We start from the raw sequence: 25,500 nt of genomic DNA on the forward strand, positions 1-25,500 counted from the left end.
AAATACCCTAGTCATGTAAGACTAGGGTGCAAGGAAGAAGCCACCCTTTTCTGTCTCACAGGACTGAATTAAAAGGTTATTATTATGAAGCAATCTGCTTAGGTTGTTTTATTTGTTTCGTTTCCGGTAGTAGTAGATTTAACAGTACACCTACAATTGCTGCTAGTGCCATTCCTTCTACTTGGAACGATTCCCCTACGTGAAGTACCGCTCCACCAATACCGATTACTAGTATTACTGATGCAATCATTAAGTTTCGTTTGTCACTTAAATCTGTTTTATCATCTACCATCATGCGTAATCCGCTTGATGCAATTACACCGAATAGTAAGATTGATACACCACCCATAACTGGTGTTGGGATCGAATGTATCAGTGCAGAAACCTTACCGATAAATCCGAACATGATTGCGAACACTGCTGAACCGATGAATAAGTATACACTGTATGCTCTCGTAATTGCTAGCACACCGATGTTTTCACCATACGTTGTATTCGGTGGTCCACCGATAAGTGATGCGATTAATGTTGCTACTCCATCACCGAAGATTGAACGGTGTAAACCTGGTTTTTCAATTAAATCTCTTTTAATAACATTTCCTAGTACAATTTGATGTCCGATATGTTCTGATATTGTTACTAGTGCAACTGGTACCATCAAGAGTACAATCTTCCATGAAAACTCTGGTGTGTATGTTACAAATGGTACTGTGAAATCTGGTACAACAAACCATTTCGCCTCAGCTACCGGCTTTAAGTCGACTAGCCCTTGGAAGTAAGCGAAGATATATCCGCCGATAATGCCAAGTAACACTGGTATGATACTGAAAAATCCTCTTCCGAATATCGAGCAGATAATTGTAATTGCTAATGTTACTAATGCTACTGAAAAGTGTGTAAAGCTATATTTGCCATCCGCACCGTTCATCGCCATGTTAACTGCTGTATGTGCTAAAGCTAGACCGATTACCATTACTACTGGACCAACTACGATTGGTGGTAGTAATTTCATAATCCACTCTGATCCTGATTTCTTAATTCCGAGTGAGATTAAGATGTACACAAGCCCTGCTAGCAAACCGCCAAGCATTGCTGCTCCCGGTCCACCTGCCGTTTTCGCTGTTATAATCGGTGCGATAAAGGCGAATGATGATCCTAGATAGGCAGGTACTTGACCTTTCGTTATAAGAAGAAACGCTAGCGTTCCTAATCCACTTGATATTAATGCTACTGATGGATTCAATCCTGTTAAAAACGGAACAAGCACTGTTGATCCAAACATCGCGAACAAATGTTGTATACTTAAAAATAACCATTTTCCCGGTTTCGGTACTTCATTAACGTCTAACACTGGCTTTTGTTCCATTGTTACATCCTCCTTCAGTTTAAATCTTTGCAATAAAAAAACTCTTTGTGCCTGTGCACAAAGAGTCCTACACTTTCGTATGCCAAATTTGACATATGAAAGCCAAGACCCTTTGGCAGCCTCACAGGACTACATTTAAAAGGGCTTTACTTATCGTATATGCTTACTCGATCTTGTTGATCTGTCTCTTGCAAATCAACTTCGATACGCTCTTCACTTGATGTTGGAATGTTTTTTCCTACATAATCAGCGCGAATTGGTAGTTCACGATGACCTCTATCAACAAGAACCGCTAGTTGGATTTGAGATGGTCTACCTAAATCCATAAGAGCATCCATTGCTGCTCGAACTGTTCTTCCTGTATATAATACGTCATCCACAAGGATAACTTTTTTCTTCGTAATATCTACAGGGATATCAGAACCTTTTACAAGTGGTTCTTTATTTTTCGATTGTAGTGTTAAATCATCACGATATAACGTAATGTCTAACTCTCCAACTTCCATTTCTTTTCCTTCAATTTGACCAATTCGTTCTGCCAAACGTTGTGCAATAAAAATTCCACGAGTTTTAATTCCGACAAGAACACAATTATCGACACCTTTATTTCGTTCCACGATTTCATGACTAATTCGTGTTAAAGCGCGGCGAATCATTTGGTCATCTAAAACGACAGCTTTCTCTTGCATGCTCTACACCTCCAAGCTTTTTTTCTTGCGTGAGAGTAATGGTATAAAAAAAGTCCTCTCAGCGTGTGCGAGAGGACTTTTGAAAAAAGGGTACAGCATACCCTAAGTATTTCAAACCGTTACCTTCTCAACCTCACGGGGCTGTGTTAAAGGATCATTATTTAACTGTTGTCAGTATCTCAGTTTTCTTATGATTTGTCAATACTATTTCCGTAAAATATTTAATGCTTCTTCAAATACTTCTGGAATCGGTGCCTCAAACTGAATATATTCACCAGTACGAGGATGATCAAAGCCTAAAATACCCGCATGAAGTGCTTGCCCATTCATATCTAACGTTTTCTTCGGACCATACTTCGGATCTCCCGCAAGTGGATAGCCAATATATTTCATATGAACACGAATCTGGTGCGTACGTCCCGTTTCTAAGCGACATTCTACAAGTGTAAAGTCTTTAAAACGATCTAACACTTGGAAGTGCGTAACAGCGTTTTTACCATTTTCATCAACTGTCATACTTTGACGCTCTTTCTTATCACGAGCAATCGGAGCATCTATCGTTCCCTTATCATGCGGAATCACACCGTGTACAATCGCTTTGTAACGTCTCGTTACTGTTTTGGCTACAAGCTGATTTACAAGCGATTCATGTGCCATATCATTCTTAGCAACCATTAATAATCCAGATGTATCTTTATCAATACGATGCACGATACCCGGACGCATTACACCGTTAATGCCTGATAGATCTGTACAATGGTGCATAAGGCCGTTTACAAGTGTACCACTTGTATGCCCTGGTGCTGGATGTACAACCATACCGCGTGGTTTATTTACAACAAGCACATCTGCATCTTCATAATAAATTTCTAAATTTAAATCCTCTGGTTGAATATCTAACTCTTCCGGCTCAGGAATCGTTACTGTAATTTCATCTTCTTCTTTTACTTTATAATTCACTTTTACTGCTTTCCCGTTTACCGTCACAACATCATCTTTAATCCATTGCTGTACTTGTGAACGTGACCATTCGTTATTTATTCCTGCAACGAATTTATCAATTCGCTCATTTTTTTGCTCTTCTGCAACTGTTACTTGTACTACTTCACTCATTCAATTACTCCTTCGCTTTCTTGCCTTCTAATAATGTTTGAATAATAATTAATACAACACCAATACATAATGCTGAATCAGCTATATTGAATACTGGATAGTTGTACGAGAAAATATACACGTGAATGAAATCCACTACTTCTTGTCTAAATACACGATCAATAAAGTTACCAATTGCCCCGCCCAAAATTAGGCCTAACGAAATACCTAGAAGCTTGTCTGTTTTCGCATACTTTTTCATATAAAATACGATAAACACTACAAAAACAACTGTAATAATGTAGAAGAACCACATTTTATTTTCTAAAATACCCCAAGCAGCGCCTCTATTTCGATGTGATGTTATGTATAATACATTGTCGATAATCGGAATACTCGTACCCAATTCCATGTTCTTTACAATTAACCACTTCGATATTTGATCGATAGCAATGACAAATAACGCTATTACATAATATATCATTTTCATTTCCCCCACAAAGACAGTGTACCTCAAAATTTTAGCATAGCTGCTACCTTTTCACAATGAACCTTTATAGAAGAATAAAATAAATTAAAAAAAGGTAATATAATATCGTTGTGCGTATTCATACATTTACCTTTTCATAGAAGAATTCATGAATCGTACGGGCAGTCGGCATTGTCTTCATTTGCTTTGTCGAAATTAATCTCCCCGTCTCTTCACAAATACCATACATGTCTATTTCCATTTTAAATAATGCGCGTTCTACATCCTTTAAATCCTCTTTTATATCATGTAATAGCAATTTTTTCTTTATCTCTTCCTTAATTTCATATCCAAGCTCTTGGCTGAACTCGACATCATATTTGTGCATTACTTCTTTAGCTAGTCTCTCTTGCAACTCTTTTCTCATCAATTGCAATTCTTCTTTTATTTCCATGTAAATTTCATTCACGTGTACATTCCTCCTAGCTGTAATGTACAGTTAGTGTGTCCGAAATTTATTTGCTTACCTCACACACATTTTTCCTTCACAGGAAAGAGCCTGAAAGTTATTTTGATATATCATCAAAATAAAAAAACTGACTGCATGAATAGCAGTCAGTTTTTTTATTATTTTACATAGTTTTCTTTAACAACTGTTGCACAACGCTCACATAATGTTTCATGTTCAGCATCTTTACCAATTGTTTCTGAAACTACCCAACAACGTTCACATGTTTCACCAGTTGCTTGAGCAACAACAACCGCTGTATGTTCATACTTCGGTGCATCTGCTGGCGCTTCTTCCATCATACCACCAAGTTTATACTCAGAAACGATGAATAATTGCTTTAAGTCTTCGCTAATAGACTCTAACATAGCTTTCATTTCTGCAGTTGGATATAGCGTAATGCTTGCATTTAATGACTTACCGATTACTTTTTCATTACGAGCTACTTCTAGTGCTTTTAACACGTCATCACGTAATGTCATAAATGCATCCCATTTTGTTTTTAATGCTTCCGCGTCATCTAATTGTACAGCTTCTGGCATATCAGTTAATTGTACACTTTCTTCTGTTACGCCTGGAATGTATGGCCATACTTCATCAGCTGTATGCGGTAAGATTGGTGTTACAAGTTTCGTTAACGCAACAAGAACATCATATAATACAGTTTGAATTGCACGACGATCTTCGTGGTTTGCACCTTCAATGTATAAAATGTCTTTTGCAAAGTCTAAGTAGAATGAGCTTAAATCAATTGTACAGAAGTTATGAATTGCATGATACACAGCAGCGAAGTCGTATGTCTCATATGCTTCTTTAACTTTTGTAATTAAGTCATTTAATTTCACTAACATGTAACGATCTACTTCACGAAGTTCAGATACAGCTACTGCATTTTCACTTGGCTTAAAGTCGTCTAAGTTTCCTAATAAGAAACGGAATGTGTTACGGATTTTACGATACACTTCTGCTACTTGTTTTAAAATATCATCTGAAATACGTACGTCAGATTGATAGTCAACAGAAGATACCCATAAGCGTAAAATATCTCCGCCTAATTGATCCATAATTTTCTTCGGTACGACGATGTTTCCAATCGACTTACTCATTTTACGCCCTTCACCATCTAGTACGAAACCGTGACTTAATACGCCTTTATATGGAGCTTTACCTGTTACAGCAACTGCTGTTGATAATGAAGAGTTAAACCAACCACGATACTGGTCAGATCCTTCTAAATATAAATCAGCTGGACGCTGTAAATCTTCGCGCTCTTCTAATACCGCTTGGTGAGAAGAACCTGAATCGAACCATACATCCATGATGTCTGTTTCTTTACGGAATTCGCCATTTGGGCTACCTAGATGTGTAAATCCTTCTGGTAATAGATCTTTCGCTTCACGCTCGAACCATACGTTTGAACCGTGTTCACGGAATAAATCTGCTACATGGTTAATTGTTTCATCCGTAATAATTGGATCACCATTCTCAGCATAGAATACCGGAATTGGCACACCCCATGCACGCTGACGAGAAATACACCAGTCACCACGGTCACGAACCATATTATGAAGACGAGTTTCTCCCCATGCTGGTACCCATTTTGTTTCCGCTACAGCTTCTATTAATTCTTTACGGAATGCTTCAATAGATGCAAACCACTGTGCTGTCGCACGGAAAATAATTGGTTTTTTCGTTCTCCAATCATGTGGGTATGAATGCGTAATGAATGTTAGTTTCAGTAAAGCGCCTACTTCTTCTAATTTTTCTGTAATTGGCTTGTTAGCTTTATCATAGAATAAGCCTTCAAATCCAGGTGCTTCATTTGTTAATACACCTTTATCATCAACTGGGCAAAGTACTTCTAATCCATACTTTTTACCAACAATGAAGTCATCTTCCCCATGTCCTGGTGCTGTATGAACACAACCTGTACCTGCATCTGTTGTTACATGATCTCCTAGCATAACTAATGAATCACGATCGTAGAATGGATGTTTTGCAACTGTGTACTCAAGTTCGCTACCTTTTACTGTCTTCACAACTTCAGCATTTTCCCACTCTAACGTTTTTGCAACTGTCTCAAACAGCTCAGAAGCAATAATATATTTCTCATCATTTACTTTTACAATGCTATATTCAAGCTCTGGGTGAACAGAAATACCTAAGTTTGCAGGTAATGTCCAAGGTGTCGTTGTCCAAATGATGTACTTTTCATCACCTTCTAATACGTTCTTTCCGTCTTTTACAGGGAATGCTACGTAAATAGATGCTGATTTTTTATCTTGGTATTCAATTTCAGCTTCTGCTAAAGCAGATTCACTCGTTGGAGACCAGTAAACTGGTTTTTGCCCTTTATAGATATAACCTTTTTTCGCCATGTCACCAAACACTTTAATTTGTTGTGCTTCATAAGCTGGCTCTAAAGTAATATATGGATTATCCCAATCTGCACGTACACCTAGACGCTTAAATTGTTCACGTTGACGTTCTACTTGTTCATATGCATACTCTGCACATAACTTACGGAACTCAGCAACTGTCATTTCTTTACGTTTTACACCTTTATTTGTTAAAGCTTGTTCAATTGGTAAACCGTGCGTATCCCATCCTGGAACATATGGCGCACTAAAACCAGTCATTGATTTATAACGAACAATAAAGTCTTTTAATACTTTATTTAATGCATGTCCCATATGAATGTCACCATTCGCATATGGAGGTCCATCATGCAATACAAATAAAGGACGACCTTTTGTATGTTCTTGTACTTTTTCGTAAATATTCATTTCAGCCCATTTTTCTTGCATTGCAGGCTCACGTTTTGGTAAATTCCCACGCATTGGGAACTCTGTTTTCGGCATCAGTAATGTATTTTTGTACTCCATGCTCAATTCCTCCTTACATGTATAAAAGAAATACTTAAAAAACGGAATAAAAAAGAGACTTTCTCATCCCAAAAAGGGACGAGAAAGTCTCCCGCGGTACCACCCTAGTAGATTTTATACATATGTATAGAATCCTCTTATATTCTTAACGCGAATACACGCCTACGCTTACTCTATTTGTTCAGCGCGGAACTCCAGGGTGATATTCCCACTATCTCCTTATCCTGAGCTTACACCATCCTCAGTTCGCTATATAAGGTTTGAAAAGGTACTTATCCCTATCTTCGTTTTTCTTAATAAATATGTTGTTTAAAATTATATGTAATAATGAGAAAAACGTCAAGCTTACACTGTTTCTTCTTTCTTCAACAGTTCATCTACTTCGTCTTCTAACTCAATTAGTTTATCCCAATCATCGTTGTTTAACATTTCAAGCTGTGTTTCTAATAACATACGGAAACGAGTTCGGAATACTTTCGCTTGTTTCTTTAGCTCTTCAATATCAAAAGCAACTTTTCTTGATTTTACTAATGCTTCGTTAATAATACGATCTGCATTCTTTTCAGCTTCACGCACAATTAATTTCGCTTCTTTTTGCGCATTACGTTTTACTTCTTCCGCTGCTTCTTGTGCAACAACGATAGATTTGTTTAACGTATCTTCAATATTAGAGAAATGATCTAACTTCCCTTCTAACTGCGCAACTTTTTCTTCTAAAGCTTTTTTCTCACGAATGACCAATTCATAATCTTTGATAATTTGATCAAGAAACTCATTTACTTGATCTTCATCATAGCCACGGAATCCGCGACCAAATTCTTTGTTATGAATATCTAATGGTGTTAACGGCACAACGCCACCTCCAAGTAGTTATCTAAATTTCCTCTTTCAATTATATCTTTTCTTCGACAAAATAGGAGGATTTCCTTCTAAAAAACCAATCATTTTAGTATACCATACAAAATTCTCCATTTGTCGCGTTTTGTTCTACCTTCTACAGAAAATAATTTGCTTCGTCCATATCCTCTAACAGAAAAAACATCTCCTGGATAACATTCATAAGAAGTTTGCTCCACTGTTTTCCAATTGACTTTTACTAAACCATTTTTTATGAAAGGTTGTACTTTCTGTCTAGATAAATGTAACATTTCAGCTAACATAACATCTAAACGAAGTGAAGAAACCGTTCCAGATTTCTCCCCCCACGTTTCATGTATCTGTAGAATTTGTTCTCCTTGCACTGACACTAAAGAGACTTTTACTTTCCCTATTGATTGTAAGTTCATCTCAATATACGATACGATTTCTTTCGCAACTACAATTTGGGCACGATTTTCTTGCAGCAAAATATCACCACATTTTTCTCTCGTTAAACCAAGTGACATAAATGTACCTAATATTTGCCTATGTTCTAGCGTATAAAACTTGGAAGGATAGTCAATTTCTAATACTTCTACTTGAAATTCTTCTTCATTTAATTCTAGATAGTCTGGATAAATGAGTGCTCTTTTACGCTCTGCATTAGGCGTTGCACCACCAAATTGCACAGCAACATCTCCTTGTCCAATTACCATAGAAACAATTTGTTGCTGTCTTGGATCAAGGAAGTCTGTTAATTTCACTTGATGGTACTCCGCCGTTCGCTTCCACTCTAGCACTTTATCTACAAAGACCTCTTCATCAGGCCTAAAATGTTCGTAAATGCTCATGTATTTAACCTCTTACTATAAGAAATAGCTGAACAAACTGAACAAACCACTTTTAGCAAGTTTTAACGCAAAAATCGCAACGAGTGGAGAAATATCAATCATACCAAGCGGCGGAATAAATCTGCGGAATGGTTCTAAATACGGTTCACAAATTCGCGCCAAGAACTCTCCAAAAGATGATTCCTTTGCACCAGGAAACCATGATAGGAGAATGTAAATAATCAGTGCCCACGAGTAAATCTCGATAGCAGAACTTAACACCATTAAAACTGTTGTCATGGCGTATTACCACCTCTTTATATTTGTTTCTTCTTCTTCACCGAATAACTCTGAAATTGCACCAACAATATCTACATTTTCAGGTGTACACATAAATGTTTTCGGTCCTATTTTTTGAATGTCCCCGCCTATAGCGTATACAGTACCACTTAAAAAGTCAACGATACGTACCGCTTGATCAGTAGACATTCTCTGCAAATTAATTACAACAGCTCGTCTACCTTTTAAGTGGTCCGCAATCCCTTGTGCTTCCGAATATGTGCGTGGTTCTAATAAAACAACTTTTGAAGATTGTTTTGCTGTTTCAATACTCACAACATTTTGCTTCGGTTGCGCTTTCGGAAACGTAACATCTTGTTGTTCTGGTGGATCTTGCTGCTTTTTCATGTCTGTTTGCTCCTTTTCATAACCATATTGAGCTGCCTCTTTTTCTTCCGGTGTATCAAAAAAGAAGTATTTTACTTTTGACCAACTCATAATAAGATTCTCCTTCCTTTTACGCTTTTCCTACTAAAATCGTTCCCAAACGAATATATGTAGCCCCTTCTTCAATTGCAATCGTGTAATCGTTGGACATTCCCATTGATAATTCTTTACATGGCGCATGTAATAACTCTAGCTCCTGCACCTCTGTTTGTAGCATACGTAATTCCTTAAAACAGCGTCTGATTTCTTCCTCTTCTTCTGTAAATGGAGCCATCGTCATTAGTCCAACCACTTCAATTTTATCGAATTCTTGCAAACTTTGAATAAAAGAAACAACCTCTTCTATTGCCAATCCTTGCTTCGATTCTTCAGATGAGGTTTTCACTTGAATAAAGCATTTCACTTTCTTATCAGCACGTTTCTGAATTTCTTTCGCCAGGGAAAGACGATCTAACGAATGTAAATAATCAATTTCATTAATAATTTCTTTTACTTTTCTCGTTTGTAATGAGCCAATAAAGTGCCAATTAACTTTTGAACCGAAATGCTCATATTTCTGTAAGAAACCTTCATTTCTATTTTCACCTAAATCGATAATTCCAGTTTCAATTACTTCGTTTGTTTTTTCAATCCCTACAGTTTTTGTAACTGCAATAAGTTTAACATCTTGCAACGAACGTCCAGCTCGAGCGCAAGATTCTTTAATAGCTTCGTTTACAATTACTAAATTTTCTTGTACTGTCACTTGCTTCCTTCCTCCTTAAAACCTATGAAACTCAACATTCTTCCTGTCTTACCTTGATCACGACGATGAGAGAAAAATAGTTGCTCTTCACAGCTTGTACAAAGAGATGACATTACAATATGCTCTTCTTTTATGCCTGCTTGTACGCATAATATACGATTAATTTCTTTTAAATTAATTGCGTACTGCCCGTCAGAAATTTTTTGATGAGGAACAGCACCGTTAATTACTTTCTGTGCTGCTGTTAATACACGATCATCCACAACATAACAACAAGATCCGATCGACGGCCCAATTGCAACATGAATTTCATCACTTGAAATACCTTCTGCATTCCACTTTTGAATCATTTCCTTTGCAATCTCTTGTACAGTGCCTTTCCATCCAGCATGCGCAAGTCCTATCATACCATGTGATGGTGCATAAAAATAGAGCGGAACACAATCCGCGTAACAAGACGTTAACAGAACATCTTCATTACTCGTATAAATGCCATCTGTTTTTGAAATGCCGTCCTCATATGAATAGACGCCACTTCCCTTTTCCTGTTGTCCTACTTTTTCAACATGATGATCATGAACTTGTTCAGAGCAAACCCAGTTTTCTAATGGTTTTTGTAACTTATTTGCTAAAATGCGTCTGTTTTCATGAACGTTCTCCACGATATCATTCACATGTAATCCTAAATTCATCGCATGAAAGGAGCCCGTACTTATCCCACCATCTTTTGTCGTAAATCCAGCAGTAATGTTTCCAAGTTCTTTCCACGCTTGTAAATACAGTATACCGTCCACATATTTAAATGGTTCTCTCATAATAAAGCGGCTCCTTTTAATTAAAATAACAGAAAAAGCATGGTACTTCCTGTCTATTTTACCATACTTTTATTTTTTCATAATCCTAACAGAAAAAAAAGAGGAATTTGTAATATTCTTTATGAAATTGTCGGTGTTTGTATTGATTCTGTTACAGTATTAACAGGATCTACTCTTACAAGTATGACATCCTCCCCAATTTTCACAATTTCCTTCCAAGGAATTACAATTTCAACATCTTTTCCAAAAATACCTAGCATACGTGTCTGTTTGGAAATAATAACAGAACAAACTTTCCCTGTGTTCATATCAATTTCAATATCTCCAATATTCCCAATCCTTTTTCCATCTGAAATATTTATAACATCCTTCATCTGTAACTCTGAAATTCGTATCACCATTTTTATCCTCTCCCTTATATGACGAATTGGAAGCTGTTTCTCATATTTACAGGAAGCCACCTATACGAAACACCATGCTAGTTTCATTATATGAACACTAATCCCCTACTATGAGCACAAACCATATTACATATAAAAAGGTCTCACCATAATTGGTGAGACCTTATCCTTGAATCGTTTTATTCATTTGTTTAATAGCTGACTTCTCTAAACGTGATACTTGCGCTTGGGAAATCCCAATTTCTTCTGCAACTTCCATCTGTGTCTTTCCTTGGAAGAAACGTTTTCTAATAATCATTTTCTCTCGATCATTTAAACGCTTCATTCCTTCTTTCAACGCTAGTTCTTCAACCCACTGCTCGTCCTTTTGTTTTTCATCACTTAACTGATCCATAACAAAGATAGGATCTCCCCCATCATTATAAATCGGTTCAAATAATGAAACTGGATCTTGAATCGCGTCTAATGCAAAAACAATTTCTTCATGAGTCACTTCAAGCACTTTTGCAATATCCATTGCTGTTGGTTCTTTTGAATTTTCTGCAATCAATTTCTCTCTAACTTGTAACGCTTTATACGCAATATCTCGTAATGATCGAGATACGCGAATCGGGTTGTTATCACGCAAATATCTGCGTATTTCCCCAATAATCATCGGCACAGCATACGTTGAAAATTTTACATTTTGGCCTAAATCAAAATTATCAATGGATTTCATAAGTCCGATGCAACCAACTTGAAATAAATCGTCAACATATTCTCCTCTGTTATTAAATCTTTGGATGACGCTCAGTACAAGACGTAAGTTTCCATTCACTAATTTCTCTCTTGCGCTTATCTCTCCACTTTGCATTTCACGAAATAATTTACGCATTTCATCATTTTTTAGTACGGGAAGTTTAGCTGTATCAACACCGCAAATTTCTACTTTGTTTCTCGTCAAAGTGTTCCCTCCTATCGGGAGTTGCTGTACAGTGTAAAGTATTTCCTTTGAAGGGGATTTTATGCATGCGGTTTTCTCTTCATTTTTCATTTTCGTTATCTCTTCCCATACAACGAAAGAGAATAAGACCAGCCTAGATAACGGCTGGTCTTATTCTTTACACCATTTTATTAAATTCTTTTCGTAATCTTTTTATGATTCTTTTTTCTAAACGTGAAATGTATGACTGTGAAATCCCAAGCATATCCGCCACATCTTTTTGCGTCTTTTCCTCTTCTCCAGCAAGCCCAAACCGAAGTTCCATAATTTGTTTTTCACGATCATTTAATTGGTGTAATGCTTTCATTAAAAGGTGACGATCTACAGTAGCTTCTAAATCTTTTGTAATAATATCATCATCTGTACCTAACACGTCAGACAACAACAGTTCATTCCCATCCCAATCAATGTTTAGCGGTTCATCAAAAGAAACTTCCGAACGATTTTTGTTATTCCGACGTAAATGCATTAAAATTTCATTTTCTATACAACGCGATGCATATGTTGCTAATTTTATTTTCTTTTCTGGATTAAATGTATTTACCGCTTTAATAAGGCCGATTGTTCCTATACTAATTAAATCTTCAATATTTATCCCTGTATTTTCAAACTTTCTTGCTATATATACAACGAGCCTTAAGTTACGTTCAATAAGTAATGACCTTGCTGCCTGATCTCCTTTTGGCAATTTATTCAAAAGAACTTCCTCTTCTTCTTTCGTTAACGGTGGTGGCAACGCTTCACTTCCACCAATATAATAAATTTCATCGGTCTTAATTCCTAATTTCAGCAATACTTTATACCAAAGGTATACTAAATAAAATTTTAATTTCATCATATTATCCCGCCTCTCATTATTAAGCGATCACCATTTTTTGTGAAATCAACATTTTTGGATGCACAATACATTGATACTCCCCATTAGTAGACAGTTGTTGTGTATTTAATCCAATTAATACTTTGTTTACAACAATAGAACTACCTTCATGATCAACTTGCACACTGTCAGGCTTAATTGCCCACAAAAATTGACTTTCTACTCCTACTGCACGGAAAGGAATTAAACGTAATTTTGTCGCCCAACCAGAATCATTTTCTGGTATTTGAGGAATTTCTGTTTTGGAATAAATTTGTTCTGTTAACCAAGATGGTAAGCAATGTTCTAATGATGAAACATGCATAATCATAACGGGTGTTTTTGTTAATGGGTCGTAAAGTTGGTTCCCACTGTCAATAAGACCTGCCAGTTCTAGTTCTTCTTCGGCCAATTGAATTTTTACTTTCACAATTTGGTCATAGTGTATTTTCGTGACCTCTACGCTTTCAATACGCTTTTTAGAAAAATAATAAATTACCGGAAAACCAAAAATAACAAATAACCAACTAATTGGATCGCCGTAAGAAATTGACTGAGATTGAACCAATCCATTTACCATTTCATTCGTTTGCAAAAAGAAATGAGTTCCAATTAATCCTCCGCCAACCATAAAGGTTACAAAGTAAAAAGTAAAAACAGTTTGTGCATAATTTCTAAATGTTGTAAACCCAAATGCTGTATACACAATAAGCAACGAGTACAGTAGTTTCATAATTGGATGTGTCATCATAGAAGCAAAAGGAGTAAAGGCAAAAATAACAATAGTTGAACCTATAAATGCCCCTAACACAAGCCTCCATCTTTTGATCTTCTTTTTTAACACGGTAGCTGTTAATAAAAGCAAAAGAAAATCAATGCAGGCGTTTAACAACCAAACAACGTCGGCGTAAACAACCAAACAATTCACCTCTTTTTTCAAGTTGAGACTAGTATAATGCATATCCAATAGGAAAGTGTGTCAATTTGCGGAGGTGTTTTTTTGTTATTTTGTGATTTCTAGACAAAATCTGTCGGTAAAAAATAAAAGTACAAATTCATAGAATGATATACTCTTATTTTCACCAACAAAATATATTGAAATATACGAAATAAAAAAAGACCTGCTAAACAGGTCTTTTCCATTTAAAAAACAAAAAAGGAGCATAAAAGCTCCTTTTTTTATCGTCTACGACGGTTACGTAAAAATGCTGGAATATCGATATCATCTGAATCTGAATGACGCTCATGTACAACTGGCTCTTCACGCTTCATTTCACGTTTTACTTCACGTTGTTTTGAAGGTTGAGCTACTGGTTGTTGCTGTTGTTGAGTGTGGTTCGCATTCGGACGAATAATTGGTTTTGGTGGTTGAGTTGCAATGCTATCATCAAAACCAGTTGCAATTACAGTTACAACGATATCATCTTTTAATCCTTCGTTAATAACAGAACCGAAGATCATATTTACTTCTGGATCTGAAGCTGAAGCTACGATATCTGCCGCTTCTTGTACTTCATATAAGCTTAAGTTAGCGCCACCCGTAATGTTCATGATAACACCTTGAGCTCCATCAATAGATGTTTCTAGTAATGGACTAGAAATCGCTTTTTTCGCTGCTTCTGCAGCACGATTTTCCCCGTTACCAGAACCAATCCCCATTAAAGCAGAACCTCTATTAGACATAATTGTCTTTACGTCTGCAAAGTCTAAGTTAATTAAACCTGGCGTTGCAATTAAATCCGAAATACCTTGAACACCTTGACGTAATACGTTATCAGCTTCACGGAATGCTTCTAACATTGGCGTATTTTTATCAACAATCTCTAATAAGCGATCGTTTGGAATTACAATAAGAGTATCTACATTTTCTTTAAATGCTGCAATACCAGATGCTGCTTGCGTCGCACGCTTACGTCCTTCAAAAGTAAATGGACGTGTTACAACACCAACTGTTAAAGCACCTAATTCTTTTGCAACTTGAGCAACAACTGGAGCTGCACCAGTTCCAGTTCCACCGCCCATACCAGCAGTTACGAAGACCATATCTGCACCACGAAGTGCTTCTTGGATCTGTTCTTTACTTTCTTCTGCAGCTTTTTTCCCTACTTCAGGGTTTGCGCCTGCACCAAGTCCACGCGTTAATTTTCCACCAATTTGCATTTTCGTTTCAGCTTTTGATAGATTTAATGCTTGTGCATCAGTGTTCACAGCGATAAAGTCTACACCTTGTACACCGTGTTCAATCATACGGTTTACAGCATTGTTTCCGCCACCGCCGACACCGATAACTTTTATATTCGCTAATTGATCTTGAGTAGTATCAAACTCTAACATGTCGAAATCCCCCTAGAACCTCATTTTTCGTGTCCAATTTTAATCCCATAAATAACGGAATACACGTTTTACTTTTGACATCATGCGGTCATCATTTTGATTATTATTGTTTTGATTACGAGTTTTTTGTTTTGCAGGTTGCTGTTGTACCGGCGTTGGTGCTGGTGCTGGTACTGGTTCAAAATGCTCTTGCTTTTCCTGCACATTTTTCCCACGTAATTTAGCTTTTTGATAAGAATGTTTAATTAATCCAACTCCACTTGTATATTGGGGCTCACGCACACCAATATAATCAGGAGTTGCTACACGAACATTTTCATGTAAAATATCATATGCAAGATCAAGAACACCCGGCATAGAAGCAATTCCGCCAGTTAGTACATAACCAGAAGCCACTTGCTTTACTCCTAACTTACGCACTTCATCTTGAACAAACATTAAAATTTCCTCTACACGAGCCTCTATTATATCCGATAATTCCAACTGAGAATATTGTTCTGTTTGATCACTTCCCATAATAGGAACCGTAAACATCTCTTCTTCAGATGCTGTATCATAAAAAGCATGTCCATATTTCAACTTAATTTGATCTGCATTTTCTGTTGAAGTTTTCAACCCAATCGCAATATCCTTCGTTATATGGTCTCCACCTAATGGTAATACGCTCGTCGCTTGTAACTCTCCATCTTTAAAAATAGATAGAGTTGTAGATCCTCCCCCCATATCAACAAGGGCTACTCCTCTATTTTTTTCATCTGAAGATATAGCAACTGTTGCAGCCGCTAAAGGTTGAAGACAAATATCAACAATTTCAAGACCTGCTTTTTCTACACAACGAAGTAGGTTATGTAGTAAAGTTCTCGAGCCTGTAATAAGTGTACCTTCCATTTCTAATCTTACACCGATCATCCCGCGTGGATCGTTAATCTCGTCAAGACCGTCTACGATGAACTGTCGAGGTACCACATCAATAAACTCACGTTCTGGAGCAATTGACACAACTTGTGCTGCATCTAGAACGCGTAAGACATCTTCATTCCCGATTTCACGATCTTCATTTGAAACAGCGACTACTCCGTGACAAGGAAGTAGCTGTACCTGGTTTGCATTGACACCTACTACAACTTGCTCAATGTGGATTCCCACCATGCGCTCAGCTTGTTCAATTGCTTTTTTAATTGATCGAACAGTCTCGTCTATATCAACTATCGATCCCTTCTTTAAACCATTTGATTTTACATTTCCAACACCAATAATGTTTAAGCTGTCATTAACCATTTCACCAATGATGACTTTAACATTGGATGTACCGATGTCAAGACTAACATATATTTCATTGCTGTTCATTCTTTGGCACCTCCTTCTTTATTTATACCATACAACTCAATATATGGAACAACAATCGCAACTTTACTATTTATAAGAAAAATATTCAACGTCTTTATACGTTTCCCTTTTTTAACCCTATATTTTTCTTATTTTTATTTAGCATTTCAATTAAGAATATCGCAGTAAACTATAAATAACTGCTTATCTTGAAATAATTCTATTTCGAGTGTAAAGTTTACCGCCAAGTATAAGTCTACACTAAGATGTACTCATAGAAAAGTGAAACTTGTACCAATACTAGTATGAATCTAAGAATTTTTACATATTTTTCATCAAATGAACCATTCTTCTAAATTCGTATACATATAATAGAACATTCGTTTCGTTTTTTCTGCTATAAGCAACGAAAACTACCATTCTATTCTTTTTTTTCTTCCGCACCTAATTCTTTCGTATATGCACCTACTTCTAAGTCAATTAATACCTTCTTACCTGGCTCAATTGTTTTTAAAATAAGTGGATAGGCTTCCATACGTTTTGCGAAATTTTGAATCGTAGTGCTCACTTCATAACCTTCATTCATATATAAAGTAAGATGATCTTCATTCGCATTCGTTGGTGAATAGCGAATCTCCGAAATAGATTTTAAAATAGCTGGTGTTAATTTTTCTAGTTCAGCGATTAACTCCTTCATTTTCTCTTCTTTAAAAGGTTCGAAAATCGGTGCTGCAACAGGAAGTTTTCCATTAGGTAGTACATCAAGCGTTTTTCCATTCTCTAATAACGGTTGTAATTTTCCCTCTTTATTTATATAACCAATCGTTAAATATTCTTCGATATGAATATCAATCTTGTTTGGAAAACGTTTTTTTACATTTACTGCTTTAATTTCTTTTCGCTTCGTTAAGTTTTCTTCAGCTTTATGTGCTGTCACTCGGAAATAACTTGTATCATATGTCACGCCTGAATCCTTCATTACTTGCTCATCCGTCATATAGTGATTTCCAAACACACTAATCTTTTTTATATTACTAAGCGGAGACCGAAAATAAATTAAAAAGAGCACTAATAAAAATAAAATTGATATGTATAAAATCAATCGATGATTAACATTTTTTTTGTTTTTTTTCTTTTGATTTTTCAATTTTGGTACACGATCTTGTAGTTTAATCACTTTACTATTATTCATGTACGATCCCCCTATGTAACATAAAGAACGGCATGTTCCTCATGCCGTTCTTATCTTCTTATTATAACATAAATGATAATGAGCGGAACGAATAACCGTTATCTTCCAATGATTTCTACTTCTGTGTGCATATCTACATCAAATTTATCCTTAATTGTATATTTTATTAATTCAATTAAAGACAATACATCTTGCGCTGAAGCTCCCCCGGTATTAACAATAAAATTGCCATGCATTTCAGAAATTTGAGCTCCACCAATCCTATAACCACGAAGCCCTGCTTTTTCTACTAAATCTCCTGCAAAATGTGGGATTGGATTCCGAAATACACTTCCTGCACACGGGTGATTCCATGGTTGCGTTTCACGGCGGTAATCTTTATTATTTTGCATGCTGCGTACAATTTCTTCACGTTTTCCCGCCTTTAATTGAAACTCCGCCTCTAAAACAATACCAGGACGTTTCGTTTGCAATACAGATGCCCGATAAGAAAACTCCAGTTCTTTATTCGTTAACCAGTCAATTGTACCGTCTTCAAACAGAATGAGAGCCTTCGATAATACACTCGATATATCCGATTTATGTGCACCTGCATTCATATATACTGCACCACCGACACTTCCTGGAATACCGCTTGCAAACTCCAATCCAGCTAGCCCTTGACGACTAAGTAAAGTTGACAATTTAATAAGAGGATATCCACTACCAACTCTTACCTTATGTTTTTCGACCTCTAAGTGATCTAATCCTTCTCCTAAACGAATAACAACACCTTCTATGCCTTGATCAGATACAAGAAGGTTTGAACCGCGCCCAATTACAGTCCACTTCGTTTTGTATTGCTTTACTAACTGTAATGTTTTTTCAATACCGGCTACATGCTTTGGCACAATTAAAATATCCGCTGGTCCACCTATTTTCATAGTTGTATAACGTGCTAACGACTCGTTAACTAAAACACGACCAACATCTGCTTCTATAAGCTCATTTACTAATTGTTCCATAGACAATCTCCCCCATATTAAGTCTCCTTATGACAATAATATGCAGGGCGTTCACCTAACGTTATCCCTCTATTTACGGGCAGTACAGCTCCTAAATCAAAATTCGGCGGTAACAAAGAAGTTAAGTGGTATCGGGATGCCAGTAAACATCCGATTAGTAAAAGGTAATAATCAACGAGAGAGAATCACTCCCCACTGATTAAAGCCTCACTTTATTTTTTTACAAGCTTATTCATTACTTCATACAGCTTATTTGCTGCATCTGGAATACCTAGTTGCTTAGCAGCTAGCTTCATATTTTGTAATGTTTGTGCATCCAATAAAATCTCATCAATATCACGAATAAGCGTTTCAGCTGTTAAATCTTTTTCAAGTAACATTTTTGCTGCTCCTTTATCAACAACTGAACGTGCATTCTTTTCCTGATGATTATTTGTTACGTACGGACTCGGTATTAACACACTTGGTTTTCCTAACGCTGTTAATTCTGCAAGTGTTGTTGCCCCAGCCCTTGAAACAACAAGGTCTACACCAGTTAGTACCTCTGGCATATTATGAATGAACGGCTTAATAATAACATTGTTCGGGTTCCCTTTTTGCTTCACGGCTTCCATCACTTTGTCATAATGCACTTCACCTGTTACATATAGTATTTCGTAGCTTTTGTTCCCAAACTGTTCAATCGCTTCAACAAAGGCATCGTTAATCGGTCTAGCCCCGCGACTTCCACCAAATATAAGTACAGACTTTTTAGGAAGAGAAAGTCCAACTGAACGTTTCCCTTTCATTCCACTTTGATCCATTACCTCTGATGCTCGTGGATTACCTGTCATTACTACTTTTGACTCTGGAAAATGCTCTGTAGCTGCTTCAAAACAAACAGCAACTTTATCAACATAACGGCTTAAAAATTTGTTCGTTACACCTGGTACACTATTTTGTTCATGTACAATAGTTGGAATACCCAATTTGGCTGCAGCGTATACAACTGGTCCACATACATATCCACCCGTTCCAATTACGATATCTGGATTAAAACGACGAATATATCGTTTACTATCTTGTACACCTTTTAGAAAACGCATTACTGTTTTCACATTATCTAATGATATTTTTCGTTTAAATCCACTTATAACAATAGATTGAAATGGTATACCTGCTTTTGGAACGATTGTACTCTCTAGTCCATTTTCCGTACCAATATATAAAAATCTTGCTTCTGGATTTAACTTTTTTATTTCTCTAATTAAAGCAAGAGCTGGATAAATATGACCACCAGTACCCCCACCACTCACTAATACACGCACTACTAACTCCTCCGCTTCTCTTTTCTTATTTCCATTATATTTATTTCTATATACATATTGCATTTTTACACACACATACGAAAAACCCTGTCTTATAAACAGGGTTTAGTAGCGAGAATGGCGACTTATATTTAATAATACACCTACTGCCATTAACATTAATGTCAAACTTGATCCACCATAACTTAAAAACGGCAAGGTAATACCCGTAACAGGCATCAGCCCTGTTACAACACCAACATTAATCATTACTTGAATCGCAATCATCGCCACAATACCTACTGCTAAAAACGTACCATATAAATCTGGCGCTCCTAATGCGATACGAATCCCGCGCCATAATAATAGACTAAATAATAATAACACAAATGAACCACCAATAAAACCTAATTCCTCGGATAAGATCGCAAATATAAAGTCAGTTTGTGGTTCAGGTAAGTAAAGAAATTTTTGTCTACTTTGTCCAAGTCCAAGCCCAAATAATCCACCAGGTCCAATTGCGAGTAGTGATTGGATAATTTGAAATCCACTTCCAAGCGGATCTGCCCACGGATCTAAATATGATGTAATGCGTTTCATTCGATACGGTGCTGATGCGATTAACGCTACAAATCCTGCTACACCAAGTAAACCAAACATTGCAAAGTGAAAGACCCTCGCTCCCGAAATAAATATCATAATTATACATGTTCCAACCATTACCGTTCCTGTCCCAAGGTCTGGCTGTAACATAATCATCCCAAAAGCAAGAAACACAAAACTAAGAGCCGGTAATAAACCACGTTTAAAAGATGTAATCAATTTTTGCCGTTCCGCTAAAAACTTTGCCAAGAAAATAATCATCGCAAACTTCATAAATTCTGACGGTTGAATCGAAAAGGCTCCGATCCCAATCCAACTTCGTGCTCCTCCTCGGACAAGACCTACTCCAGGAATAAGAACGAGAATAAGAAGAATGAAGCAAACTAGCAAAATTACTTTTGAATACGTACGCCACACCCAATAATCAATTTTCATAATAAAAAACATAGCTACTACACCAAGACCCGCAAACAATAATTGTCTTTTGGCAAAAAAGAATGAGTCCCCCATTTTATAAGAGGCCCAAACCGCACTCGCACTATAAACCATAATCATTCCGATTGTCAACAAAGAAAGTGTTACGATGATGAGAATAAAATCAGGCGTTTTCTTCATTACCCACAAACACCACCTCTTTAGGCAGAACCTTTTGCCCTATGTAACAAAACATCAGTAGGTGTTAGCCTACTGATGTTTTGATTTACTTTATATAAGTTTATGCACAGCTTGTATAAAAATGTCTCCTCTTTCTTCAAATGTTTTAAATTGATCCCAGCTTGCACACGCTGGAGAAAGAAGAACAACATCACCATCTTTAGAATGAGCATAAGCTTTCACCACTGCTTCATCTAAAGTATCGACACTTTCAATTATATCTAATCCCGCTTTTTCTGCCGCTCTTACTAGTTTGGGAGCTGTTTGTCCAAATGTTACAATCGCTTTTACATTTTTGAAATACGGAATTAAATCATCGAATTCATTTCCGCGATCAAGCCCACCTGCTAGTAACACAATCGGTTGTGTAAACGCAGATAATGCTTTCTCAGTCGCTAACATATTCGTTGCTTTTGAATCATTATAAAACTTACGGTTGTTAATCGTTGTTACATATTCTAATCGATGTTTTACACCCGTAAAACGTTTTAACACGACCGTAATTGCTTCATTAGAAGTACCTAATAATTTCGCAATACTCATCGCAGCTAAAATATTTTCTAGATTATGTTGACCAGGTAAAACGATATCGCTTACTTCAACAACTTTTTCACCTTTGAAATAAAGAGCGTTGTCTTTTATACACGCGCCATCTTCAATTTCTTTCGTTGTCGAAAACAGGATTTTTTGGCCTTTAGTATCTGCAGATAAAGCCATCACGTCTGCATCATCCGCATTTATTACACTATAGTCGTTTTCTGTTTGGTTTTTAAAAATATTTGCTTTTGCTAAACCATATTCCTTCTTCGTCCCATGATAATCTAAGTGGGCTTCAAATAAGTTTAAGAACGCTGCAATTTTAGGTTGGAACGATTCTACTCCCATCAATTGGAATGATGAAAGTTCTGTAACTATAACTTCATTTTCTTTTGCATCCTGTGCTACTTCACACGCTACTGTTCCAATGTTCCCTGCAATTACAGGATGCTTTTGTCCTTCTTTTAGCATTTCAAATGTAAGCATTGTCGTCGTCGTTTTACCGTTAGACCCCGTAATCCCAACAAATGGTGCTTTTGAAATACGATATGCTAATTCAACTTCCGTAACAATTGGAATTTGCTTTTCTTTCGCAGCAACTAATATTGGATTAGAATACGGAATTCCTGGATTTTTTACTACAAGAGAAATATTTCTCTCTAATAATTCTAAAGGATGACCACCGCATACAACGTCCATTCCTTTTGCTTGTAATTCTGCAGCAAGTACATTGTCTGCTAAAGGTTTTCCGTCATTTACAATAACATTTGCCCCTAACTTTTGTAACAATGTAGCTGCTGCATAACCACTTTTTGCAATGCCTAATACAAGAATATTCTTATTTTGAAATTCAGTTACAGTTTTCAATTACATCCACACCCCGATATAAATTCCTAACACAGCTAATAAAAATCCTGCAGACCAAAACGTCACAACAACACGCCACTCTGACCAACCACATAATTCATAATGATGATGTAATGGACTCATTTTAAAGACACGTTTTCCTGTTGTTTTAAATGAAATGACCTGAATAATAACCGATAAAGTTTCCATTACGAATACTCCGCCAATAATTACAAGTAGCAATTCTTGTTTTAATAAAATCGCTACAGCTGCAATGGCTCCACCTAAAGCTAATGAACCTGTATCTCCCATAAACACTTTTGCTGGATTCGCATTGAATACTAAAAATCCAAGTACAGCTCCTACAACTGCCATACAGAATATCGCTACTCCAAATTGCTCTTGTGCCACAGCAATAATACTAAATGCTCCAAATGCAATAGCCGCTGTTCCTGATAATAAACCATCTAAACCATCAGTTAAGTTAACTGCATTTGATCCACCAATAAGCATAAATAGTACAAGTACAAAATACGCCCAACCTAATTCAAACTTAACATCCGTTCCCGGAATCATGATGTATGTGTGGAACGCTTGCCCTTTTCCAATTAAAAAGAACGCAATAGCAATAACAAGCTGACCTACTAATTTTTGTTTTGATGTTAAACCAAGATTTCTCTTCTTAACTACCTTTATGTAGTCATCTAAAAATCCGATCAACCCGTAACCAAATGTCACTAATAGTAATAACGAAACCTCTGCACCTAAATAATTAAACTTAATCGCCATAATAAGTGAAGTTACCATCATAGATACGTATATGACGATACCACCCATTGTCGGTGTCCCTGATTTTTTTTGATGTGACTTTGGTCCCTCATCACGAATACTCTGTCCGAACTTTAATTTTCTTAAAAATGGAATAAACAATGGCGAAAGGGCAACAGAAATTAAGAATGCTACCCCAGCCGTTACTAATAAACCTTGCTCAAGCACATGTAGTCCTCCTCTCACGTTGTTACTCTTCGTTGTTTAAACGCCCTATAATTGCTTCTTTAGCAACTTCACGATCATCAAAATGATGAACTTCTTTACCAATAATTTGATACGTTTCATGACCCTTACCAGCAATAATAATGATATCATCTGCTTTCACTTTAGCAATTGCATGGTGTATTGCTTCTTTTCTATCAATAATCACTTCATAATTATTCCCACTTGCACCATGTACCATATCATCTAAAATAGCCGCTGGATCTTCACTTCTTGGATTATCTGATGTATAAATTGCATGAGTTGCATATTTCGTTGCAACACTTGCCATTATCGGTCTCTTCGTTCGATCCCTATCGCCGCCACAACCAACGATACAATACACATCACCTTTTGCAAATTGTTTTGCAGTTTTTAATACATTTTCTAAACTATCCGGCGTATGTGCATAATCAACAATAACTGTATAATTTTGTCCGCCATCAACAACTTCAAAGCGTCCTGGAACCCCAGCTAGTTCCTTTATAACAGCAATGATTGTTTCTAATTTCACACCCGAAACAAGTCCTGCTGCTGTTGCTGCAAGTACGTTATATACATTAAATTTACCTATTAATTTCATCGTAACATTTACACTTTCATACGGTGTGACAAGCGTAAATGTAGTCCCGCCACTCGTCATAACGATATTTTTGGCCATAATGTCACTTGTTGTGTCAATACCATATGTTACAACTGTTGCTGCAGTACTTCTCATATACTCTTCTGTTACATTATCATCGCTATTCAGCACAGCGTATTTTTCACGATTATGATTATAACTATTGCCAAGCTGTGCAAATAGTAACCCTTTTGCATGTTTATATTCTTCCATCGTTTTATGATAGTCTAAATGATCTTGTGTTAAATTCGTAAACACCGCTACATCGTAATCACATCCATGTACACGCCCAAGATCTAACGCATGTGACGAAACTTCCATTACCGTGCTGTCCACACCTTGTTCAACCATTTTTGAAAACGTCTGTTGAAGTGTTAGTGCATCTGGTGTTGTATTTTTCACCTCAAATGTTTCATCACCGATTTTCATATTAATCGTTCCAATTAGCCCTGTTTTATGACCATGTGCTCGCATAATCTCATCCATAATATGCGATGTTGTTGTCTTTCCATTTGTACCTGTAATTCCGATTAAATGTAACTTGTGTGTCGGTTGACCATAAAAATAATCAGCTAAAACCGCTAACGAACGAAAAGTATTTTTCACAAGTACAACTGGAACGTCAACATCAATTGGTCTTTCCGCAACAATAGCAGCCGCCCCTTGTGCCGCTGCTTGCTTAGCAAAATCATGGCTATCAACCGTATATCCTTTCATACATACAAATAAGCTTCCTTCTTTCACTTTACGTGAATCAGCTTCTATAGATGTGATTTCTGGATTTTCTTTTGGAACAACTGGAAAATCATGCAAACATGATAAAAGTGTATGCAACTTCATTT

At 36.6% G+C, this 25,500-nt stretch carries 25 protein-coding genes and 1 other annotated feature; all 25 genes read right to left on the bottom strand.

The window, feature by feature from the left end:
* Positions 1 to 82: 82 nt before the first annotated feature.
* Complete coding sequence (gene uraA, locus AC241_RS19205; RefSeq protein WP_029443132.1) at positions 83 to 1,366, bottom strand: uracil permease; 1,284 nt, start codon at positions 1,364 to 1,366, stop codon at positions 83 to 85.
* A gap of 146 nt (positions 1,367 to 1,512) precedes the next feature.
* Entirely contained in the window at positions 1,513 to 2,055 is a 543-nt protein-coding gene (pyrR, locus tag AC241_RS19210; protein WP_001156491.1) for a bifunctional pyrimidine operon transcriptional regulator/uracil phosphoribosyltransferase, read from the bottom strand.
* A gap of 204 nt (positions 2,056 to 2,259) precedes the next feature.
* Positions 2,260 to 3,168, bottom strand: a complete 909-nt coding sequence (locus AC241_RS19215; RefSeq protein WP_016080485.1) for an RluA family pseudouridine synthase — start codon at positions 3,166 to 3,168, stop codon at positions 2,260 to 2,262.
* A 4-nt stretch (positions 3,169 to 3,172) separates the two neighbouring features.
* Positions 3,173 to 3,631, bottom strand: a complete 459-nt coding sequence (gene lspA / locus AC241_RS19220; RefSeq protein WP_000642180.1) for a lipoprotein signal peptidase LspA — start codon at positions 3,629 to 3,631, stop codon at positions 3,173 to 3,175.
* A 124-nt stretch (positions 3,632 to 3,755) separates the two neighbouring features.
* Positions 3,756 to 4,085 (bottom strand): TraR/DksA C4-type zinc finger protein, encoded by a 330-nt coding sequence (locus AC241_RS19225; RefSeq protein WP_001002956.1) that lies wholly within the window; start codon positions 4,083 to 4,085, stop codon positions 3,756 to 3,758.
* 158 nt (positions 4,086 to 4,243) lie between these two features.
* Positions 4,244 to 7,009, bottom strand: coding sequence for an isoleucine--tRNA ligase (gene ileS2, locus AC241_RS19230; RefSeq protein ID WP_050844460.1), 2,766 nt, complete (start codon positions 7,007 to 7,009; stop codon positions 4,244 to 4,246).
* A gap of 71 nt (positions 7,010 to 7,080) precedes the next feature.
* Positions 7,081 to 7,303, bottom strand: a binding site (T-box leader).
* A 51-nt stretch (positions 7,304 to 7,354) separates the two neighbouring features.
* Entirely contained in the window at positions 7,355 to 7,861 is a 507-nt protein-coding gene (gene divIVA, locus AC241_RS19235; protein WP_001131611.1) for a septum site-determining protein DivIVA, read from the bottom strand.
* 89 nt (positions 7,862 to 7,950) lie between these two features.
* Positions 7,951 to 8,718: a YlmH family RNA-binding protein gene (locus tag AC241_RS19240; protein WP_016080482.1), complete on the bottom strand. Its 768-nt coding sequence runs from the start codon at positions 8,716 to 8,718 to the stop codon at positions 7,951 to 7,953.
* Positions 8,719 to 8,733: 15 nt separating this feature from the next.
* Entirely contained in the window at positions 8,734 to 8,997 is a 264-nt protein-coding gene (locus AC241_RS19245) for a YggT family protein (RefSeq protein ID WP_000214324.1), read from the bottom strand.
* A gap of 6 nt (positions 8,998 to 9,003) precedes the next feature.
* Positions 9,004 to 9,474: a cell division protein SepF gene (locus tag AC241_RS19250; RefSeq protein ID WP_000119129.1), complete on the bottom strand. Its 471-nt coding sequence runs from the start codon at positions 9,472 to 9,474 to the stop codon at positions 9,004 to 9,006.
* Positions 9,475 to 9,493: 19 nt separating this feature from the next.
* On the bottom strand, positions 9,494 to 10,168 hold the full coding sequence (locus AC241_RS19255; RefSeq protein ID WP_016080481.1) for a YggS family pyridoxal phosphate-dependent enzyme: 675 nt from the start codon (positions 10,166 to 10,168) through the stop codon (positions 9,494 to 9,496).
* Positions 10,165 to 10,983 carry a peptidoglycan editing factor PgeF gene (gene pgeF, locus AC241_RS19260; protein ID WP_029443134.1) on the bottom strand — a complete coding sequence of 273 codons (819 nt, stop codon included), beginning with the start codon at positions 10,981 to 10,983 and terminating at the stop codon, positions 10,165 to 10,167. The genes AC241_RS19255 and pgeF overlap by 4 nt, the downstream gene beginning before the upstream one ends.
* A gap of 119 nt (positions 10,984 to 11,102) precedes the next feature.
* Positions 11,103 to 11,384 (bottom strand): YlmC/YmxH family sporulation protein, encoded by a 282-nt coding sequence (locus AC241_RS19265; RefSeq protein ID WP_016080480.1) that lies wholly within the window; start codon positions 11,382 to 11,384, stop codon positions 11,103 to 11,105.
* Positions 11,385 to 11,547: 163 nt separating this feature from the next.
* Positions 11,548 to 12,327 carry an RNA polymerase sporulation sigma factor SigG gene (gene sigG / locus AC241_RS19270; RefSeq protein WP_000197753.1) on the bottom strand — a complete coding sequence of 260 codons (780 nt, stop codon included), beginning with the start codon at positions 12,325 to 12,327 and terminating at the stop codon, positions 11,548 to 11,550.
* A 157-nt stretch (positions 12,328 to 12,484) separates the two neighbouring features.
* Entirely contained in the window at positions 12,485 to 13,204 is a 720-nt protein-coding gene (gene sigE / locus AC241_RS19275; protein WP_000976947.1) for an RNA polymerase sporulation sigma factor SigE, read from the bottom strand.
* Positions 13,205 to 13,223: 19 nt separating this feature from the next.
* On the bottom strand, positions 13,224 to 14,141 hold the full coding sequence (spoIIGA, locus tag AC241_RS19280; RefSeq protein WP_000261975.1) for a sigma-E processing peptidase SpoIIGA: 918 nt from the start codon (positions 14,139 to 14,141) through the stop codon (positions 13,224 to 13,226).
* Positions 14,142 to 14,401: 260 nt separating this feature from the next.
* A complete protein-coding gene (gene ftsZ / locus AC241_RS19285) occupies positions 14,402 to 15,556 on the bottom strand; it encodes a cell division protein FtsZ (RefSeq protein WP_000888984.1) in 1,155 nt (384 codons plus the stop codon).
* Positions 15,557 to 15,595: 39 nt separating this feature from the next.
* Positions 15,596 to 16,903 (bottom strand): cell division protein FtsA, encoded by a 1,308-nt coding sequence (gene ftsA, locus AC241_RS19290; RefSeq protein WP_001087557.1) that lies wholly within the window; start codon positions 16,901 to 16,903, stop codon positions 15,596 to 15,598.
* Positions 16,904 to 17,303: 400 nt separating this feature from the next.
* A complete protein-coding gene (divIB, locus tag AC241_RS19295; protein ID WP_001065789.1) occupies positions 17,304 to 18,074 on the bottom strand; it encodes a cell division protein DivIB in 771 nt (256 codons plus the stop codon).
* Positions 18,075 to 18,172: 98 nt separating this feature from the next.
* Complete coding sequence (gene murB / locus AC241_RS19300) at positions 18,173 to 19,078, bottom strand: UDP-N-acetylmuramate dehydrogenase (RefSeq protein ID WP_016080478.1); 906 nt, start codon at positions 19,076 to 19,078, stop codon at positions 18,173 to 18,175.
* Positions 19,079 to 19,290: 212 nt separating this feature from the next.
* Positions 19,291 to 20,385, bottom strand: a complete 1,095-nt coding sequence (gene murG, locus AC241_RS19305) for an undecaprenyldiphospho-muramoylpentapeptide beta-N-acetylglucosaminyltransferase (RefSeq protein ID WP_043315791.1) — start codon at positions 20,383 to 20,385, stop codon at positions 19,291 to 19,293.
* Positions 20,386 to 20,490: 105 nt separating this feature from the next.
* Positions 20,491 to 21,582 (bottom strand): stage V sporulation protein E, encoded by a 1,092-nt coding sequence (gene spoVE / locus AC241_RS19310; protein ID WP_016080476.1) that lies wholly within the window; start codon positions 21,580 to 21,582, stop codon positions 20,491 to 20,493.
* A 90-nt stretch (positions 21,583 to 21,672) separates the two neighbouring features.
* Positions 21,673 to 23,025, bottom strand: a complete 1,353-nt coding sequence (gene murD / locus AC241_RS19315) for a UDP-N-acetylmuramoyl-L-alanine--D-glutamate ligase (RefSeq protein ID WP_016080475.1) — start codon at positions 23,023 to 23,025, stop codon at positions 21,673 to 21,675.
* A complete protein-coding gene (mraY, locus tag AC241_RS19320; RefSeq protein ID WP_000893060.1) occupies positions 23,026 to 24,000 on the bottom strand; it encodes a phospho-N-acetylmuramoyl-pentapeptide-transferase in 975 nt (324 codons plus the stop codon).
* A gap of 22 nt (positions 24,001 to 24,022) precedes the next feature.
* Positions 24,023 to 25,498: a UDP-N-acetylmuramoyl-L-alanyl-D-glutamate--2,6-diaminopimelate ligase gene (murE, locus tag AC241_RS19325; RefSeq protein ID WP_016080474.1), complete on the bottom strand. Its 1,476-nt coding sequence runs from the start codon at positions 25,496 to 25,498 to the stop codon at positions 24,023 to 24,025.
* Positions 25,499 to 25,500: the final 2 nt, after the last annotated feature.

It is taken from the genome of Bacillus thuringiensis, from assembly GCF_001182785.1.
Lineage (GTDB): Bacteria > Bacillota > Bacilli > Bacillales > Bacillaceae_G > Bacillus_A > Bacillus_A thuringiensis_S.

Coding starts and splice junctions, on each gene's coding strand:
- uraA (WP_029443132.1), bottom strand. CDS start 1,366: ATGGAACAAAAGCCAGTGTTAGACGTTAATGAAGTACCGAAACCGGGA.
- pyrR (WP_001156491.1), bottom strand. CDS start 2,055: ATGCAAGAGAAAGCTGTCGTTTTAGATGACCAAATGATTCGCCGCGCT.
- AC241_RS19215 (WP_016080485.1), bottom strand. CDS start 3,168: ATGAGTGAAGTAGTACAAGTAACAGTTGCAGAAGAGCAAAAAAATGAG.
- lspA (WP_000642180.1), bottom strand. CDS start 3,631: ATGATATATTATGTAATAGCGTTATTTGTCATTGCTATCGATCAAATA.
- ileS2 (WP_050844460.1), bottom strand. CDS start 7,009: ATGGAGTACAAAAATACATTACTGATGCCGAAAACAGAGTTCCCAATG.
- AC241_RS19240 (WP_016080482.1), bottom strand. CDS start 8,718: ATGAGCATTTACGAACATTTTAGGCCTGATGAAGAGGTCTTTGTAGAT.
- AC241_RS19245 (WP_000214324.1), bottom strand. CDS start 8,997: ATGACAACAGTTTTAATGGTGTTAAGTTCTGCTATCGAGATTTACTCG.
- AC241_RS19250 (WP_000119129.1), bottom strand. CDS start 9,474: ATGAGTTGGTCAAAAGTAAAATACTTCTTTTTTGATACACCGGAAGAA.
- pgeF (WP_029443134.1), bottom strand. CDS start 10,983: ATGAGAGAACCATTTAAATATGTGGACGGTATACTGTATTTACAAGCG.
- AC241_RS19265 (WP_016080480.1), bottom strand. CDS start 11,384: ATGGTGATACGAATTTCAGAGTTACAGATGAAGGATGTTATAAATATT.
- sigE (WP_000976947.1), bottom strand. CDS start 13,204: ATGATGAAATTAAAATTTTATTTAGTATACCTTTGGTATAAAGTATTG.
- ftsZ (WP_000888984.1), bottom strand. CDS start 15,556: ATGTTAGAGTTTGATACTACTCAAGATCAATTAGCGAATATAAAAGTT.
- ftsA (WP_001087557.1), bottom strand. CDS start 16,903: ATGAACAGCAATGAAATATATGTTAGTCTTGACATCGGTACATCCAAT.
- divIB (WP_001065789.1), bottom strand. CDS start 18,074: ATGAATAATAGTAAAGTGATTAAACTACAAGATCGTGTACCAAAATTG.
- murB (WP_016080478.1), bottom strand. CDS start 19,078: ATGGAACAATTAGTAAATGAGCTTATAGAAGCAGATGTTGGTCGTGTT.
- spoVE (WP_016080476.1), bottom strand. CDS start 21,582: ATGAAGAAAACGCCTGATTTTATTCTCATCATCGTAACACTTTCTTTG.
- murE (WP_016080474.1), bottom strand. CDS start 25,498: ATGAAGTTGCATACACTTTTATCATGTTTGCATGATTTTCCAGTTGTT.